Genomic DNA, 16,587 nt, shown 5'->3' on the forward strand with positions numbered 1-16,587 from the left:
TAATTTATGCTGATCTTAGTCTCTCCGGCTAAAACCCTGGATTATGAAACGCCAGCAAGTACCCAAACCTTTACTATGCCTGCACTGCTCGAACACAGTGAAGCCTTGATAAAGGTGTGTCGAGAGCTAACACCAGCCGATATCGCCTCCTTGATGAAGGTTAGCGACAAGATTGCCGGACTCAATGCCGCACGTTTCGCCGAGTGGCATCGCGATTTCAATCTGGACAATGCCAAGCAGGCGCTGTTCGCCTTTCGTGGCGATGTCTATACCGGGCTGGATGCCGATACCCTGTCTGAGGGGAGCCTAGCGCGTGCTCAGCAGCACCTACGTATCCTGTCAGGCCTCTATGGCTTGCTGCGCCCACTGGACCTGATGCAGGCTTATCGTTTGGAGATGGGCACTAAGCTGGCTAATGACCGCGGGGCGAACCTATACCAGTTTTGGGGTGATATCGTCACCCAAGAGGTCAACAAGGCGTTGGCGGAACAGGGCGATGATATCCTGGTGAATCTGGCATCGAACGAGTACTTTAAGTCGGTGAAGCCAAAACAGATTCAGGGACAGGTGATCACGCCTATCTTTAAGGATAAGAAGAATGGTCAGTATAAGGTGATTAGTTTCTTCGCCAAGAAGGCCCGCGGCATGATGGTGCGCTACATGCTTGATAACAAGGTGAGTCGCTATGAAGAGCTGCTTAAGTTCGACACCGCGGGTTATTACTACAGTGAGGCAGACTCCAGTGTTAACGAGCCTGTGTTCCTAAGAGAAGAGCAAGCCTAAGCTCAAGAACTAATTTGCAGAGTGAAAGACTCTGTCAACGCGATAAAAAAAGCAGCCATAGGCTGCTTTTTTTAGTCTTAAGCCAACTTAACTTTCGTTGGCAATGAGCTCTCGTTGGCCATGAACTCTCGTTGGCTATCATCTGAGGCCGATTATCAAAGACTCTAGGTCTTTCTCTGGCTATTTGGCCTTAGGGGTTAGCGGTCTTAACTCAATATCAGATTGCGCCATGAGGTAAGCAAACTGGGCGTAGGCCGCCGCATTTTGTGCCAGCGCCTCAGGATCGATCTTATCCAAGGTATCGTTTGGCGTGTGGTGATAGTCGAAATAGTCGCTGCCATCTTGTCTGAGTGACGCCACGGGTACGCCATAGCCTGGCAGCATGGAGACGTCAGGGCCACCAGAGGCCTTGTTATTGCCTGGCGCAACACCATTATCCTGCATCGAGCCGGTATGAGCCTGCACGGCGGCAAAGGCCTTATCGGCAACGTTAAAGTCGATCTGGTAGATACGCCCGGCGCCAAAGTCGGATTCGGCGGCTATATAGTGTTTGGCCAGCTCCGCTTGATGGTCTTTGGCGTAGCTCTTGCCGCCAATTAACCCCAGCTCTTCGGCGGCGTAGAGCACCACGCGAACCGTGCGGGCAGGTTTAACGGGTAGCTGAGAGATGTAGTGGCCTGCGGCGGTCACAATGGCCACGCCTGCTCCGTCATCGATGGCGCCAGTGCCTTCATCCCAAGAATCCAGGTGCGCGCCGATAAGCACTATCTCATCGGGTTTGCTGCTGCCGGTAACCTCGGCAATGACATTATAGGATGTGGCGTAGCCAAGGTTCTTAGGGCTCATCTCGAGATGCAGCACGACGTTGGGATCGCGCTTAAGCATCAGGGTGACCAAGTCTGCATCGGGATTGGACATGGCCGCAGCCGGGATCTTATCTACCCCTTCTTGATAGCGCATCATGCCGGTATGGGCCATTCTGTCATGGTCTGTGCCGATGGAGCGGATCACTATGGCTAGCGCGCCTTTCTCTGCAGCGGCGATGGCGCCCCGTGAGCGTCCGCCAACTGTCATGCCATAGCCTTTACCCGTCTTAAATCTAGGGGTGATGTGGTCGATAAAGACGATCTTGCCCGCAACCAGGCTTGGATCGGCTTGTTTTAGTTCGTCTAGGGTCTCGAAGCGGACGATTGGCGCACTGATCCCTTCTTCCGGCGTGCCGACGCTGCCACCTAGGGCGGTGATCACCAAAGGTTGGGCGTAAGGGGAGACTATATTGGCCTTGGCCTCGCCTCGTTGCCATACGGGCACCTGCACGGCTTCTTTATAGACCTTATCAAAACCGAGGGAGCCCAGCTTCTTCTCGGCCCACTCTACGGCGACCAAGTCTTTGTCGCTGCCGGCGAGTCTAGGGCCTACTTCGACCGTGAGTGATTCGACAATATCATAGGCCAGGCTCGAAGAGAGTGCTTGCTGCTGTAGCTTGGCACTAACACTTTGATTTGTGTCTGTTGCTGCCGCATTTTGACAGGCAAATAGGCCGCCGAAAAAGAGTGTGGATAGGAGGATGAGAGGGGAGCTTTTCATGAGTTTCCTTTATTTTTATTACGTATGTCCCATTTTTGAAAACAATCTAGCAAAAAGTGTGCTTTATGTCCCGACTATATCTTTAAGTCAACGCTATATTAGTGCCGGGGTTTGTTTTAGGAGAAATTGCTCGTAATGAATATAGAATTGATGCAACAACGAGCGGATAATGCTGTTGTATTGCTAAAGGCTTTAGCAAATGAACGCCGGCTGTTCATCTTATGCTACTTGTTGAGCGAAGGTGAGATGTGCGTCGGTGAGATGAATAAAAAGCTGGGGCTTAGCCAATCTGCGCTGTCGCAACACTTAGCATGGCTTCGTAAAGACAATTTGGTCGAAACGCGAAAAGAAGCGCAAACGGTATTTTATTCGCTGAAAAGCAAGGAAGTATCTGAAATTATTAAGTTACTTAACACTATCTATTGTCACTAAATGGCTTGAGAATAGCGCAGATAGAAAGCTGATGGGCGACTGGCCGTCAGCTTTTTTGTTTTTTTGCCCTGGGGATTTTGCCCGTTTAGAGTATTTACGAATTTTCGATTGACTCTACTGCCGCTTGAATGCTGTTTTTGCGAAGTGGCGAGATTGATTGGTGCTCGAATGACGGGCACAAAAAAACCGGCCTAAGCCGGTTTTTTTATATCGCTAAAAGATTAAGCAGCTAGTGCTTTGATCTTAGCGTTTAGACGAGCCTTATGACGGGCAGCTTTATTCTTGTGAATAAGACCTTTAGTCGCCATACGGTCAACAATTGGTTGTGCAGCATTGAATGCTTCAGTTGCCGCTTTGTGATCGCCAGTGTTGATCGCAGCGATTACTTTCTTAACGTAAGAACGTAGCATAGAACGACGGCTAGCGTTGTGCTGACGACGTTTTTCAGATTGAAGCGCGCGCTTCTTTGCAGACTTGCTATTAGCCAAGGTGCAACTCCTAAAAGGGTTAGATATTTTTAAAGGTCGAGGAATATGCCTTTTTTTCGTCAGTTTGTCAATGACAATGATCGGATCTTTATCCTAAAGATAAATTAATCAGAGCAGACTTGGCGTTCTTCAACCTAACTCGTGTAATATGGTGCGCTATTCTAGCAGTATTTGCTGCTTGGTGACAGGGGGTAGTCGACTTTTTAACTTGCTCGATACACCTGTAGTGCTCGTTTCAGGGGGAACTTTGAGCAAGAAACTATTTAAGTCAGGCATGATCGTGAGTGCTATGACGCTGATTTCTCGTGTTTTAGGCTTAGTGCGAGACGTGGTTATCGCCAATTTGATGGGGGCCGGGAGTAGCGCCGACGTCTTCTTTTTTGCCAACAAGATCCCAAATTTTTTACGCCGATTATTTGCCGAAGGTGCCTTCGCCCAGGCCTTCGTGCCTGTCTTGACCGAATATCAAGAGAAACATGACGACCAGGCGGTTCGCGAGTTGCTCGCCAAGGTGGCCGGTACGCTCGGGCTGGTGGTGACCTTGGTGACTCTGATGGGGGTGATCGCCTCGCCACTATTAACGGCCCTGTTTGGCGGCGGTTGGTTCCTGGCCTGGCTAAACGATGAGCCAAATGGTCAGAAATTTGAGCTGGCATCACTAATGCTGAAGATCACCTTTCCCTATCTCTGGTTTATTACCTTTACCGCCTTGGCGGGATCGATACTCAACACACGTGGCCGATTTGCGGTATCGGCCTTTACCCCGGTGTTTTTAAATGTGGCCATCATCAGTGCGGCGCTGTTTCTGGCGCCTAAGCTCGATCAGCCGGAGATAGGCCTTGCTTGGGGCGTTTTCGCCGGTGGCCTGATCCAGTTTTTATTCCAAATTCCTTTTCTATTTAGAGAGAAGGCCTTGGTTAAGCCGTCGTGGGGTTGGCATCACCCGGGCGTCGTTAAGATCCGCACCCTGATGCTGCCCGCGCTGTTTGGCGTGTCTGTGTCGCAGATCAATCTGCTGCTCGATACCTTTATTGCCAGTTTCTTGGTGACGGGCTCCATCAGCTGGCTCTACTACTCAGATCGACTGCTGGAATTCCCCTTAGGTCTGTTTGGTATCGCCATCGCTACCGTTATCTTGCCGGCGCTGTCGAAGAAGCATGTTAACGCCGAGGGGGATGGTTTTGCCAAAACGATGGATTGGGGGATCAAGGCGATTTTGCTGATGGGGGTGCCTGCCATGTGCGGCCTGATCGTCTTGGCAAAGCCCATGTTGATGGTGCTCTTCATGCGCGGCGCCTTCACGCTAGATGATGTGGATATGGCCTCTTATAGTTTAATGGCCTATGGTTCGGGGCTGCTGAGTTTCATGCTGATCAAGGTGCTGGCGCCGGGCTATTACTCCCGTCAGGATACCAAAACCCCTGTGCGTTACGGCATAGTCGCCATGGTGAGTAACATGGTGTTTAACCTGATTTTTGTGTTTCCATTCGGTTATGTGGGCTTGGCGATTGCCACCTCGTTATCGGCGCTGCTCAATGCAAGTCTGCTTTACCGCGGCCTGCATCGCGCGGGGGTGTACCAAATTCCTCGTCAGACCTTTGTGTTTATGGGCAAAACTTTGGTTGCCGCCGCGCTGATGATCGCCGTGCTTTATCTATTGTTGCCTAGCATTGATACCTGGCTAGCGCTTTCATTTATGGGCAGGGCAACTCAGCTGGCCTATTTGATTGGTGCAGGGGCTGTGGTCTACCTGTTGGCTATGTTATTGTTAGGAATTCGCCCCTGGAGGATGAAAGCTGGCTTTTGATTGCTGATTATCCTTCTCAGCTGGTATATAATCCGCGAACTTATGCTTGCTAGTTATTGAATGTAATGGAACTGATCCGCGGTATACATAATATTTTACCCAGACACCAGGGTTGCGTGCTGACTATTGGGAACTTTGACGGCGTGCATCGTGGGCATGCCGAAGTCATTGCTGCCCTTGTAAAAAAAGCCAAGCAACATGGGGTTCCTGCAACACTCATGACATTCGAACCTCAGCCGCAAGAGTTGTTTAAGGGGGATAATGCCCCGGCCAGGCTGAGTTTGCTGCGCGATAAGATCGTCTTGCTCGATGAGCTGGGCATAGATCGTCTGCTGTGCGTCAATTTTAATCAGAAGTTTGCCGCCATGCCGGCAGAAGCCTTTATCGAGGATCTCCTGGTAAAACAGCTAGGAGTGAAATACCTGGTGGTGGGGGATGACTTCTGTTTTGGCAAGCAGCGCCGCGGTAATTTTGAGATGTTAAAGGCCGCCGGTGAAAAATATGGTTTCGCCGTGGTCAATACCCATAGCTTTATCCTAGGGGATAAACGGGTGAGCTCCACAGAGATTCGTGGGCTGCTCGCCAAGGGGAACCTAGAGCAGGCAAGGCGCCTGCTCGGCCATCCATATGCCCTGAGCGGTAAGGTTGCCCATGGTGAGAAAATCGGCCGCACCATAGGTTTCCCCACTGCCAATATCGCCTTGAAACGTAAGGTGTCGCCGGTCAGGGGCGTCTTTGCCGTCAAGCTGTATTGGGACGGAAGCGATATCTATGAAGGGGTGGCCAACGTCGGCTTTAGGCCCACGGTCAACGGACAAAATTGTCAGTTAGAAGTCCATCTGTTTGATTTTGAAGGAGACCTGTATGGTCGCACCGTCGAAGTCGAGTTGGTGGCAAAGATTAGGGATGAACAGCCATTTAAGTCTTTAGATGCGCTGAAGCTACAAATTAAAGATGATGCTGACAGGGCCAAGGCCCTGCTTGGCTGCGATGCAGGCTGAGAGCAATCAGCTAAATTAACGGTATAGGATCAATGAGCGACTATAAATCTACTTTAAACTTGCCGGAAACTGAGTTTCCGATGCGTGGTAATCTGGCACAACGTGAGCCAGAGATGTTGAAATCTTGGACAGAAAAGAAACTGTACCAAAAGATTCGTGAAAGCCGCACAGGTGCCAAGCCATTCATTCTGCATGATGGCCCACCGTACGCTAACGGTAGCATTCATATTGGTCACTCAGTAAATAAGATCCTTAAAGACATTATTATCAAGTCTAAGACCCTGTCGGGTTTTGACGCGCCATATATTCCAGGTTGGGACTGTCACGGTTTGCCAATCGAGCTTAAGGTCGAGCAGAAAGTGGGTAAGCCTGGCCAGAAGGTCTCTGCGGCCGAGTTTCGTCAGAAGTGTCGCGAATACGCTGCTGCCCAGGTAGATGGTCAGCGTGAAGACTTTATCCGTCTTGGCGTGCTGGGCGACTGGCAAAATCCTTACCTCACCATGAACTTCGACACCGAAGCCAACATAGTTCGCTCTTTGGCTAAGGTGATCGACAACGGCCACCTGCACAAAGGTGTTAAGCCTGTGCACTGGTGTACCGATTGTGGTTCAGCACTGGCTGAAGCGGAAGTCGAATATGAAGATAAGACTTCACCTGCCATCGATGTTGCCTTTGTGGCGGTCGATCAAGCGGCTGTGCTGGCTAAATTCGGATTAGAGCAATCTGACGCCGAAGTGGCGACCGTTATCTGGACCACAACGCCTTGGACACTGCCTGCTAACCGCGGCCTCTCAATGGCCGGTGATATCGATTACGATCTGGTTGAGTTCACTAAAGATGGCAGCAAGCGCGCGATTATTGTGGCGCAGGAGCTGGTTGAGTCTTGCATCGAGCGTTACGGCGCCGAGTTGCACAGTGTGCTGGGCACAGTGAAAGGTCAGGCGCTGGAGTTGCTGCGCTTTAAGCATCCTTTCTATGATTTCGATGTGCCTGTCATCATAGGCGACCACGTCACTGTTGATTCGGGTACCGGTGTGGTACACACGGCTCCTGGCCACGGTCAGGACGACTTTGTTATCGGGCAAAAATATGGTCTGGAAGTGGCTAACCCTGTAGGGGATAACGGTGTCTACAAGCCAGATACCGAGTTCTTCGCCGGCCAACATGTCTTTAAAGCCAACGATAATGTGGTTGCACTGCTCGAAGAGAAGGGCGCACTGCTGAATCATGTGGCTTATCGTCACAGCTACCCACACTGCTGGCGCCATAAGACACCTATTATCTTCCGCGCGACGCCGCAGTGGTTCATCTCTATGGACCAAAAAGGTTTACGTACTCAGTCGCTGAGCGAGATCGAGAAGACGCAATGGATCCCTGACTGGGGTCAGAGCCGTATCGAGAAGATGGTCGAGAACCGCCCTGACTGGTGTATCTCACGTCAACGTACCTGGGGCGTGCCTATCACCCTGTTTGTACACCGTGATACCGAAGAGTTACACCCTGACAGTGTTGCCCTGATGGAGCGCGTTGCCCATCGCATCGAGCAAGAAGGTATTCAGGCTTGGTGGGATCTCGACGCCGCAGAGCTGTTAGGCGAAGAGGCCGACCAATACCGTAAGGTCACCGATACCCTAGATGTCTGGTATGACTCAGGCTCTACCTTCTCATCTGTGGTTGCCGCGCGTCCTGAATACAATGGTCATCCTGTTGACCTTTACCTAGAAGGTAGCGACCAGCACCGTGGTTGGTTCATGTCATCACTGATGATCTCTACCGCCATGAACGGCAAGGCGCCTTACAAGCAGGTATTGACCCATGGTTTCACCGTGGATGGTCAGGGCCGTAAGATGTCAAAGTCGATCGGTAACGTGATCGCCCCGCTGCAAGTCACCAATAAGCTAGGCGCCGACATTTTGCGTCTTTGGGTGGCGGCGACCGATTATAGCGGTGAGATGACAGTGTCTGATGAGATCCTTAAGCGTAGCGCCGATGCTTACCGTCGTATCCGTAACACGGCGCGTTTCCTGCTGGCTAACCTAAATGGTTTCGATCCGGTAAACGACACCGTTGCCATCGAAGATATGGTGGCGCTGGATCGCTGGGTGGTGCGCCGCGCTGCCGCCTTGCAAGCCGAGATCTTAGAGGCTTACGAGCAATATAACTTCCACCTAGTGACTCAGAAGCTGATGCAGTTCTGCTCTGTTGAGCTTGGCAGCTTCTATCTGGATATCATCAAAGACAGACAGTACACGGCTAAGCGTGACAGCCTGGCACGTCGTAGCTGTCAGAGCGCGCTGTTCCTGATCGCCGAAGCCATGGTGCGCTGGATTGCGCCAATCCTGAGCTTTACCGCCGATGAGGTATGGCAGTCGCTGCCGGGCGAGCGTGAAGAGTTTGTCTTTACTCAGACTTGGTTCGAAGGCCTGGTCTCTGTGACCCTAGATAGTGACCTGAGCGACGATTATTGGGCAAATCTCATCACAGTACGTGATGAGGTGAACAAGGCCATCGAGCAGGCGCGCCGCGAGCAGCGTGTCGGCGGTTCGTTAGAAGCCGAAGTGACTATCTATGCCGATGAGGCCTTAACAGAGTCTCTGGCGCTGCTGGGTGATGAGCTGCGCTTCGTGTTGCTGACCTCTAATACTCAGATTGCCCCGCTGGCGAACGCCGGTGACGATGCGGTTGAGACAGAGCTGGCTGGTCTTAAGCTATTAGTGGATAAGACAGAGGCGGCCAAGTGCGATCGCTGCTGGCATCACAGAGAAGATGTGGGTCAGGTTGAAGCGCATCCACTGCTGTGTACACGCTGTGTGACCAACATCGAAGGTGACGGCGAAGTTCGCCAGTTCGCATAAGGGAATCGAATGCCATCTAGCTGGAAAGAGAGTGGCTTACGTTGGTATTGGGTAGTTGTATTGGTGTTCGTCGCCGATCAACTATCCAAACAATGGGTACTAGCCAATTTTGACCTGAGAGAGTCAATCAACTTACTGCCATTTTTTAATTTCACCTATGTGAGAAATTATGGTGCCGCCTTTAGCTTTCTAAATGATGCCGGTGGGTGGCAGCGTTGGCTGTTTACCTTGGTTGCCGTCGGCTTTAGTACCTTGCTGACCGTCTGGCTGCGTAAGCAACCGAAAGGATTATGGCGACTGAATCTGGCCTATACCTTAGTGATTGGTGGGGCGCTGGGGAATTTAATTGATCGCTTGCAACATGGCTTTGTGGTCGATTTTCTCGACTTTTATTGGAAGACGAGCCATTTCCCCGCCTTCAACATTGCCGATTCGGCGATCTGTGTCGGTGCTGGACTCATCATCTTGGATTCGTTTATTTCAGAGCGTAAGCCAAATGGCGAAGACGTTGCAAAGGGGTAAGAAGTGACTGTTACACGTTCATTATTGTGCCATATGAATATACTGCTGGAAGATGGTTCGACCGCCGATAGCACTAAGGCCTCTGGTAAACCGGCCAAGTTAAATATTGGCGACCAGAGTCTGAGTCCGGCATTTGAGGCCGAGCTTTCGAACCTCAAGCAAGGCGATAAGCACAGTTTTACCCTGGCAGCAGCGGATGCCTTTGGCGAGTCAAACCCGGATGCTATCCACCATATGGACAGGAGTAAGTTTCCTGCCGATATGCAGCTCGAAACTGGCGTTATCGTCAGTTTCGCCGGACCTGGTGGCAGTGAGATCCCTGGTATCGTCCGCGAGGTAGTTGGGGATTCGGTAACCGTCGATCTTAACCATCCATTGGCAGGGCGCGCGGTGACATTTGAATTGGAAGTGGTGCAGGAGCTCTAATCATGACGCAACCTCCTCAAAGCCTGCAGATTAAATTGGCCAACCCGCGTGGTTTTTGTGCCGGTGTCGATCGGGCCATCAGCATAGTCGAGAGGGCGCTCGAGCTGTTCTCGCCGCCAATTTATGTACGTCATGAAGTGGTGCATAATCGATATGTTGTGCAAAATCTCAAAGACAGGGGCGCTGTGTTTGTCGACGAGCTAGATCAAGTGCCAGACGACAGCATAGTGATCTTCAGTGCTCACGGTGTATCCCAGGCGGTTCGCGCCGAGGCGAAAAAACGTGGCCTGCGAGTATTCGATGCCACCTGCCCATTGGTGACCAAGGTGCATCTGCAGGTCACCCGTGCCAGTCGTAAGGGGATCGAATGTATCCTTATCGGCCATGCGGGCCACCCTGAGGTTGAAGGGACCATGGGACAATACGACAACCCTGAGGGCGGCGTATTGTTGGTGGAGTCACCTGCCGATGTAGAGGCCTTAGTGGTGAAAGACCCTGATAACCTCTGCTTCGTGACACAGACGACTCTGTCTATGGATGATACAGCAGATGTGATAGCGGCTTTGCAGAAGCGTTTCCCGTCAATCCAGGGACCACGTAAGGACGATATCTGCTACGCCACCCAAAACCGACAAGATGCGGTGCGTAATGTCGCCGATGACGTCGACCTCTTCATTGTGGTGGGTTCTAAGAACAGCTCCAACTCGAATCGTTTGATGGAACTGGCCATTAAGAAGGGCACACAGTCTTATCTTGTGGATAATGCCGACGACATTAAACCTGAGTGGTTTAACGATATCGAGAAGGTTGCCGTTACCGCTGGCGCATCGGCGCCGGAGGTGTTGGTACAACAGGTTATCGATGCTATCGCCAAGTTGGCACCTAGTGTGATCACCGAGGTGGAAGGGCGTAAAGAAGATACCGTATTTGCCGTACCGGCTGAACTACGCTAGGTATCTTGCTGTTTTGATGAGAAAAGGAGGCTAAAGCCTCCTTTTTTGTTGCCTAAAAATTGCCCTTGGCATATCGAATTTCCTTTTTAGACCTAATATTACTAGCGAGTAACATTCGACTAATCTATGATTAACTAGTATAGTTTAAAGTTATGCTAACTTTCAGATTTTAAAAGACTAAACGACTGAAACGACTGTCAAAAGTATGGCTAATATCGGAGATTTGACATCATGGTAAAACGTGGGAAAGGGTTTTCCCTAATAGAGGTGATGGTTTCGCTCGTCATTCTTGTTATTGGCCTGATCGGCATATTTAATCTACACGTTGTTTCTAAGCGAGGCAGCTTCGAGTCTTTTCAACAGACCCAGGCTTCATACTACGCCAACGATATTATCAATCGCATGAAGTTAAATCCTAGCCAGATAGCAAATTATGCTGGCACCTATAGTGGCGCGCCAACTCTGCCAAATCCCGCCTGTACTGGCGCAGCCTTATGCTCTCCCTCTCAGACTGTCGCTTGGGATTTATATGAGTGGCGTTCAGCGTTTATCGGTGCGGCTGAGGTCGTGGGAGGGCAAAATGTAGGAGGACTTGATACTCCGACAGCTTGCGTTACGGTTAATGGGAATACCGTAAATGTTGTTATGGCGTGGAAAGGGATAAGAGCTACCTCTGATGCAGGAAGCTCGAGTGATTGCGGCACAGCAAGCAATCGACGTCGTCTTTACTCAATACAAACAGTGATCATCTAGATGAATATGGCTTTGAAAATAAAAAATAAGCAAAAGGGCCTGTCACTTGTAGAAATGATGGTAGCTCTAGTTATAAGTCTGTTTTTATCGGCTGGGCTTTTTACCATGTTTAGTATGTCGTCTTCGAATGTAACGACTACGAGCCAGTTTAATCAATTGCAAGAAAATGGACGGATAGCGCTTGCCATAATGGAGCGAGATATCTCTCAGCTTGGATTTATGGGGGATATTACGGGGACGGATTTTGTTGTTGGGACAAACACTGTACTTGAAGTGCCCACATCAGGTTTCATTGATTGTGTTGGCGCTGGATTAAATAATGCGACGCTTCCTAATACGCAACCTGCTCATTTCAGGCGGTTGTGGGGATACGAAAGTGGCGTTGGAGGTAGCTCTTTAAGCTGCTTGGCTGGTGTAACGGTTAATAAAAATACCGATGTATTACAGATGAAACGCTTTATTGGGCCCAATGTAGCAAATGGTAATAGTGATGCCATATTTGCTGCTACGAACTCTAGTGAAGTTGCATTTTTCGTCGGTGCTAACCCAGTAGCAGCCCTAACCAATCCAAGGATCTGGGAATATCAGCATCATGTTTACTATATTGCAGATGATGCAGCAGGTACTCCAGTATTACGACGAATTACTCTAACAAATAAGGGAATGAATAACTTTGAGCAATTAGTGGAAGGAATAGAAAATGTTCGTTTCCTTTATGGATTTGATAATGATGGCGATAGCACGCCAGATCGCTACATTCCCGAATCCCAAGTGACCTCGCTAATGTGGGATAACGAATCATTTCAGCGTTTGGTTGCGATAAAAGTTTTTGTTTTGGTTCGTTCTGTCCAGAATGACCCATCATATACGAATGAGACCACTTATCAATTGGGTGATAAGCAGATACAGCCTATCAAAGATAATTTTAGACGTAAGGTTATGTCGACAACGGTGGTATTGGAAAACCCAGTACTAATAAGGAGCTAAAGATGATGAAAAAACAGCAGGGGATAGTACTTTTTCTTTCCCTGATAATTCTCATTATCATGACTGTAATAGGTGTTGCTTTAGCTGTTAACTCTACACAGTCTCTTCGTATGGCTGGTGCTGGCTCTGAAAGAATTGAAGCTAAGGCAATAGCTGACGGTGGGCTTTCGCAAGTTATTGATAATTATTCCGGTGCCGCTTTTGCCAATCTTTCTAATAAGGTCACCGAGACAACTTTTAGTAGTACGCAAGTGATAACCCCACTCCCTGAGACAGCAGTTAAGGATGTTGGTTGTCAAAGAACTACCAACGCCACAGGGGCTAACTTAGTGAGTTGTCGTCGTGCTCAGGTTACCAGTACTGCCGTTTTTGGCCGTGACAATCTCGGCTCTCTAACAGTAGCTTCAGGCATCGAACAGCAAGTACTTACAGGAAACTAGGATTATGTTTAAGAAATTACTATGCAGCACAGTTATGGCTTTGGTCGTAGTTTCTGGAATGACTATAGCTGATGATACAGAACTCTATTTGATTGACTCGAATGTGCGCTCGGGAAAAAGGCCCCAAGTTTTATTTGTATTTGATAATTCAGGAAGTATGTCAACTGAGGACCAGAATGCGACTAGTTCCTACTGTTCAGCTGATGATAAAGCAAATGGTATTTGTGATTATGCCGATGGTTTCGGTGATTATTTAGCTGGCTATTCTGGTTATATAAACGAGAAAGGAATTTATTGGAATGCTGGCGGAATAGATAATACCAGTAACATGCCTACTCCCGATGAGCCGAAAGATTCGCGACGCTTTTATGCCGCTAATAATAACTGTCATAAAGCTGCTATTGCATTGCAAGAAAGAGGACGCTATACGGGATATTTACGAGAATTTAAGTCCAGTGGCAATACGGGGAAATGGTATCCCTTGGCAGATAACGAAGGGTTTAATCGTGGGCAAGTTGTTGATTGTCACCAAGATATTCTGGATAGTGATCCAGAGAATCCAGGGTTGGAAAAGGTAGGAGGAAGCTCTGTACCATTTGATCCTGGTTACCCTATAGATTCAAAGAAAATGTACACCGACTCAACAGATTCAAGCGCTCGTGATTATAGCCTTGAAAACACAGAGTTTGGTAAAGGTACACCAGTGACCCTTTATACAGCACACTACCTAGTTTGGTATCAGTGGGTTACTACCACAGAGGAAGGGCAAAATAGTGGTGGGACAGGTACTCGTTTAGAAGTTGCAAAAGATGCATTGACAACAGCCTTGACGTCATTATCTATTCCAATCGATGCTGGGTTAGCTGTATTTAACTTGAATTATCCAGATGAAGGCGACGCAGATGGCGGGCGTATTGTTTATGACATTAAGGAGATGACCTCTACAAATCAGAATTCTTTGATTTCTTTGATTAATGGTATGCCAGCTCAAACTAACACCCCTTTATGTGAGACTCTTTATGAGGCTTACCAGTACTTTAGCGGCGGGCCTGTTACCTTTGGTAATGACGATAAGAATGCTCAGGGTAGTTATAAAATCGATGGTTATATTCCTAACTCTCCTCCAAGTATTCTTACTGGCGGGAATTATACTACGCCATTTAAAAAATGCCCTGATACGGCCTATATTATTTATATTACTGATGGCGCACCGACAATAGATAGTAATGCAGATAGTGCGATCATCTCTTTAGCCAGCTCAGCTGAGAATACTGCAAACTATTCAGGATTTGACTTTGTCAATTCTTGGGGGGATACGGAAACTAGTTATCTGCCAGCCTTAGCTGCTTATATGTATAACAATGATATGGTTAAGGGAGTCAAAGATGCTAATGGCATTGATAATAAACAGAATGTTAGATTATTTACGATAGGTTTTTCCGAAGGAGCTGACGTTGCGGCCAAGTTATTGGAAGAGGCTGCTTTTAGAGGTGGAAACCCTAGAGATGATTCGGGTGTATCTAAAGGTTATTACGTTGCTAAGAATGGTCTTGATCTGGTGGCGGCAATGGATGATGCCTTAAAGTCTATTTTATCAATTGACTCATCATTTACCTCTCCAAGTATTGCCAGTAATAATTTCGATAAAACACAGACTTATAATTCAGCTTACTTTGCAATGTTCTTACCCGGTAAGGGGCCTAGATGGAGTGGAAATCTTAAGAAGTTAAAGGTCAATTCTTCAGGAGAGATTGTTGGTCCAGGAGGAAGTTCCAAGGCAATTGATTCTAATGGTAATATTGCCGCTTCTACCTGTACCTATTGGAATACATGTCCTGCTAATAATATCGATGGTAATAAGGTTAACTCTGGAGGGGTACTGCCCATTTTAAGATCAACATTAAAAAGTCGAAACATTAGGACGAATGTCGGTACTAGTATTGTGGGCATTCAATTCTCAGGTTTCGCGTCAGCCTATTCTCAAGAGGATTTAGATTGGTTGTATGGTGTTGATGTCGATGATGATGATAACGATGGTAATATATATGATGCCAGAGAAGATATTATGGGCGATCCTCTGCATTCAAAACCCCTGGCTATTAACTTTGGTGAGAAACCTAATGCGGATGGAACAGAAAATCTAGATGTTAGAGTTATAGTGGGAACTAATCAGGGGTTAGTTCACATGTTTAAAGATTCCGATTCTGGAAGTAATGATTATTCAGTTGGTTCTGTAACGGAAACCTGGGCATTTATTCCTCAGGAGTTGTGGCATAACGTTCCTACGCTTAGAAAGAATTATTCTACTGGAAGCCATAGCGTGTATGGTATGGATTTGTCGCCAGTTGCCTATACGGAAACGGATTCTAGTGGGAAAGTCAATAAGGCTTGGGTGTTCCTTGGTATGCGAAGAGGTGGTACTTCCTATTATGCCTTGGATATCACTAATCCGGACGCACCAAGTTTTAAATGGAAAATAGATTCAAATTCGACTGGATTTGAAGAGCTGGGGCAGTCTTGGTCAGAGCCTGTTGTCACCTTTGTACCAGGTATTGATGATCCTGTGTTAGTTATTGGTGGTGGCATGGCCTCAAGTGAAGGTACTGGAGAGGCGGTTTATATTGTTAATGCTAAATCAGGTGCATTTATCAAGAAGTTTTCAGCGACAGGTATGGCAAGTGTGCCTAATAAAGTTGCCGTTTTAGACAGCAATAATGATGGTATAACCGATAGAATCTATGCTGCGGATATTGGGGGGAATATTTGGCGAATGGATATGCCAGAATCGACTCAATCGACTTGGTCTACGTTCAAGTTTGCGTCTATTGCGACATCTACTTCTCCAAATGACAGGATGTTTTTTGCAGAGCCATCAGTAGCACAGACTCAATTTAATAATATTCATGACAATAGTGGTGAACTTACCTATCAGAGTGTTCCATATGACGCTGTCACTATAGGTACAGGAAATCGAACTCACCCTCTTGATATAAATACGAATGACATGTTTTATGTTTTTCAAGATCGTAATGTGGTAACTAAAACCTTTACGAGTACCGATGCACCAGCTGCGTTAACCATTAGTGAATTGTATGATGTCACCACAGCTGCGCCATCATCTCAGAGTGATAATGTTACTTTTGGAACCAAACGTGGTTGGTTTTACGACTATAGTGTTGCTGGAGAAAAGACTTTATCAGCGTCACTGATATTTGACGGAAAAGTTTATTTTACTTCATTTATTCCTCCGACTCGAACAGATGTCGATTTGGATGCCGGAATATGTGGCTTCGCAGGACAGGGACGTTTATACGTATTTGACCTGCATAAGGGAACCAGATCTTACAGCGAAACCTACTATGAAATTGGTGAAAGGGTACCAGATACGCCACAGATTGTAATACCTAAACCTGAAGAGGGTGAAGATTCTACTGCCTATATCATTGGTGTGGGCAAAGGCGAGTGTGAAGATGGAGAGTGTAAAGGCACTGTGTCTTTAGGCAGTGGTTTAAGTACCAATAGAATTTATTATCATTTGGATGAGAAGAATTAA

Annotated in this window: 14 protein-coding genes; 12 read left to right on the plus strand and 2 right to left on the minus strand. The window is 48.0% G+C overall.

The features are described from left to right. Window positions 1–6: 6 nt before the first annotated feature. A complete protein-coding gene (gene yaaA / locus SHEW_RS05630; RefSeq protein ID WP_011864897.1) occupies window positions 7–783 on the plus strand; it encodes a peroxide stress protein YaaA in 777 nt (258 codons plus the stop codon). A 180-nt stretch (window positions 784–963) separates the two neighbouring features. On the opposite strand, the gene SHEW_RS05635 is transcribed toward yaaA, so the two are convergent. After that, window positions 964–2,370 carry a M28 family peptidase gene (locus SHEW_RS05635; protein WP_011864898.1) on the minus strand — a complete coding sequence of 469 codons (1,407 nt, stop codon included), beginning with the start codon at window positions 2,368–2,370 and terminating at the stop codon, window positions 964–966. Window positions 2,371–2,505: 135 nt separating this feature from the next. Between SHEW_RS05635 and SHEW_RS05640 the strand changes: the two genes are divergently transcribed. After that, a complete protein-coding gene (locus SHEW_RS05640) occupies window positions 2,506–2,802 on the plus strand; it encodes an ArsR/SmtB family transcription factor (RefSeq protein ID WP_011864899.1) in 297 nt (98 codons plus the stop codon). Between the two features lie 221 nt (window positions 2,803–3,023). Here SHEW_RS05640 and rpsT read toward each other — a convergent pair whose 3' ends face one another. Next, window positions 3,024–3,290, minus strand: a complete 267-nt coding sequence (gene rpsT / locus SHEW_RS05645) for a 30S ribosomal protein S20 (protein ID WP_011864900.1) — start codon at window positions 3,288–3,290, stop codon at window positions 3,024–3,026. 247 nt (window positions 3,291–3,537) lie between these two features. Between rpsT and murJ the strand changes: the two genes are divergently transcribed. The 10 genes from murJ to SHEW_RS05695 all read left to right on the plus strand — a co-directional run bounded on the left by murJ (window position 3,538) and on the right by SHEW_RS05695 (window position 16,587). After that, window positions 3,538–5,097, plus strand: a complete 1,560-nt coding sequence (murJ, locus tag SHEW_RS05650) for a murein biosynthesis integral membrane protein MurJ (protein ID WP_011864901.1) — start codon at window positions 3,538–3,540, stop codon at window positions 5,095–5,097. 65 nt (window positions 5,098–5,162) lie between these two features. Further along, window positions 5,163–6,098, plus strand: coding sequence for a bifunctional riboflavin kinase/FAD synthetase (gene ribF / locus SHEW_RS05655; RefSeq protein ID WP_011864902.1), 936 nt, complete (start codon window positions 5,163–5,165; stop codon window positions 6,096–6,098). Between the two features lie 32 nt (window positions 6,099–6,130). Continuing rightward, window positions 6,131–8,953 carry an isoleucine--tRNA ligase gene (gene ileS, locus SHEW_RS05660; protein ID WP_011864903.1) on the plus strand — a complete coding sequence of 941 codons (2,823 nt, stop codon included), beginning with the start codon at window positions 6,131–6,133 and terminating at the stop codon, window positions 8,951–8,953. Between the two features lie 9 nt (window positions 8,954–8,962). Further along, the gene (lspA, locus tag SHEW_RS05665; protein ID WP_011864904.1) at window positions 8,963–9,475 is read left to right on the plus strand and encodes a signal peptidase II; all 513 of its coding nucleotides are present in this window, start codon (window positions 8,963–8,965) and stop codon (window positions 9,473–9,475) included. Between the two features lie 3 nt (window positions 9,476–9,478). Further along, window positions 9,479–9,901, plus strand: a complete 423-nt coding sequence (fkpB, locus tag SHEW_RS05670; protein WP_011864905.1) for an FKBP-type peptidyl-prolyl cis-trans isomerase — start codon at window positions 9,479–9,481, stop codon at window positions 9,899–9,901. A 23-nt stretch (window positions 9,902–9,924) separates the two neighbouring features. Beyond that, window positions 9,925–10,854 carry a 4-hydroxy-3-methylbut-2-enyl diphosphate reductase gene (gene ispH / locus SHEW_RS05675; RefSeq protein ID WP_190272423.1) on the plus strand — a complete coding sequence of 310 codons (930 nt, stop codon included), beginning with the start codon at window positions 9,925–9,927 and terminating at the stop codon, window positions 10,852–10,854. A 231-nt stretch (window positions 10,855–11,085) separates the two neighbouring features. After that, a complete protein-coding gene (gene pilV, locus SHEW_RS05680) occupies window positions 11,086–11,607 on the plus strand; it encodes a type IV pilus modification protein PilV (RefSeq protein ID WP_011864907.1) in 522 nt (173 codons plus the stop codon). Further along, window positions 11,608–12,594 (plus strand): PilW family protein, encoded by a 987-nt coding sequence (locus SHEW_RS05685; RefSeq protein ID WP_011864908.1) that lies wholly within the window; start codon window positions 11,608–11,610, stop codon window positions 12,592–12,594. Window positions 12,595–12,599: 5 nt separating this feature from the next. After that, window positions 12,600–13,034, plus strand: coding sequence for a pilus assembly PilX N-terminal domain-containing protein (locus tag SHEW_RS05690; protein WP_011864909.1), 435 nt, complete (start codon window positions 12,600–12,602; stop codon window positions 13,032–13,034). A gap of 4 nt (window positions 13,035–13,038) precedes the next feature. Beyond that, on the plus strand, window positions 13,039–16,587 hold the full coding sequence (locus tag SHEW_RS05695; RefSeq protein WP_011864910.1) for a pilus assembly protein: 3,549 nt from the start codon (window positions 13,039–13,041) through the stop codon (window positions 16,585–16,587).

The sequence above is a fragment of the Shewanella loihica PV-4 genome (assembly GCF_000016065.1).
Taxonomy (GTDB): domain Bacteria; phylum Pseudomonadota; class Gammaproteobacteria; order Enterobacterales; family Shewanellaceae; genus Shewanella; species Shewanella loihica.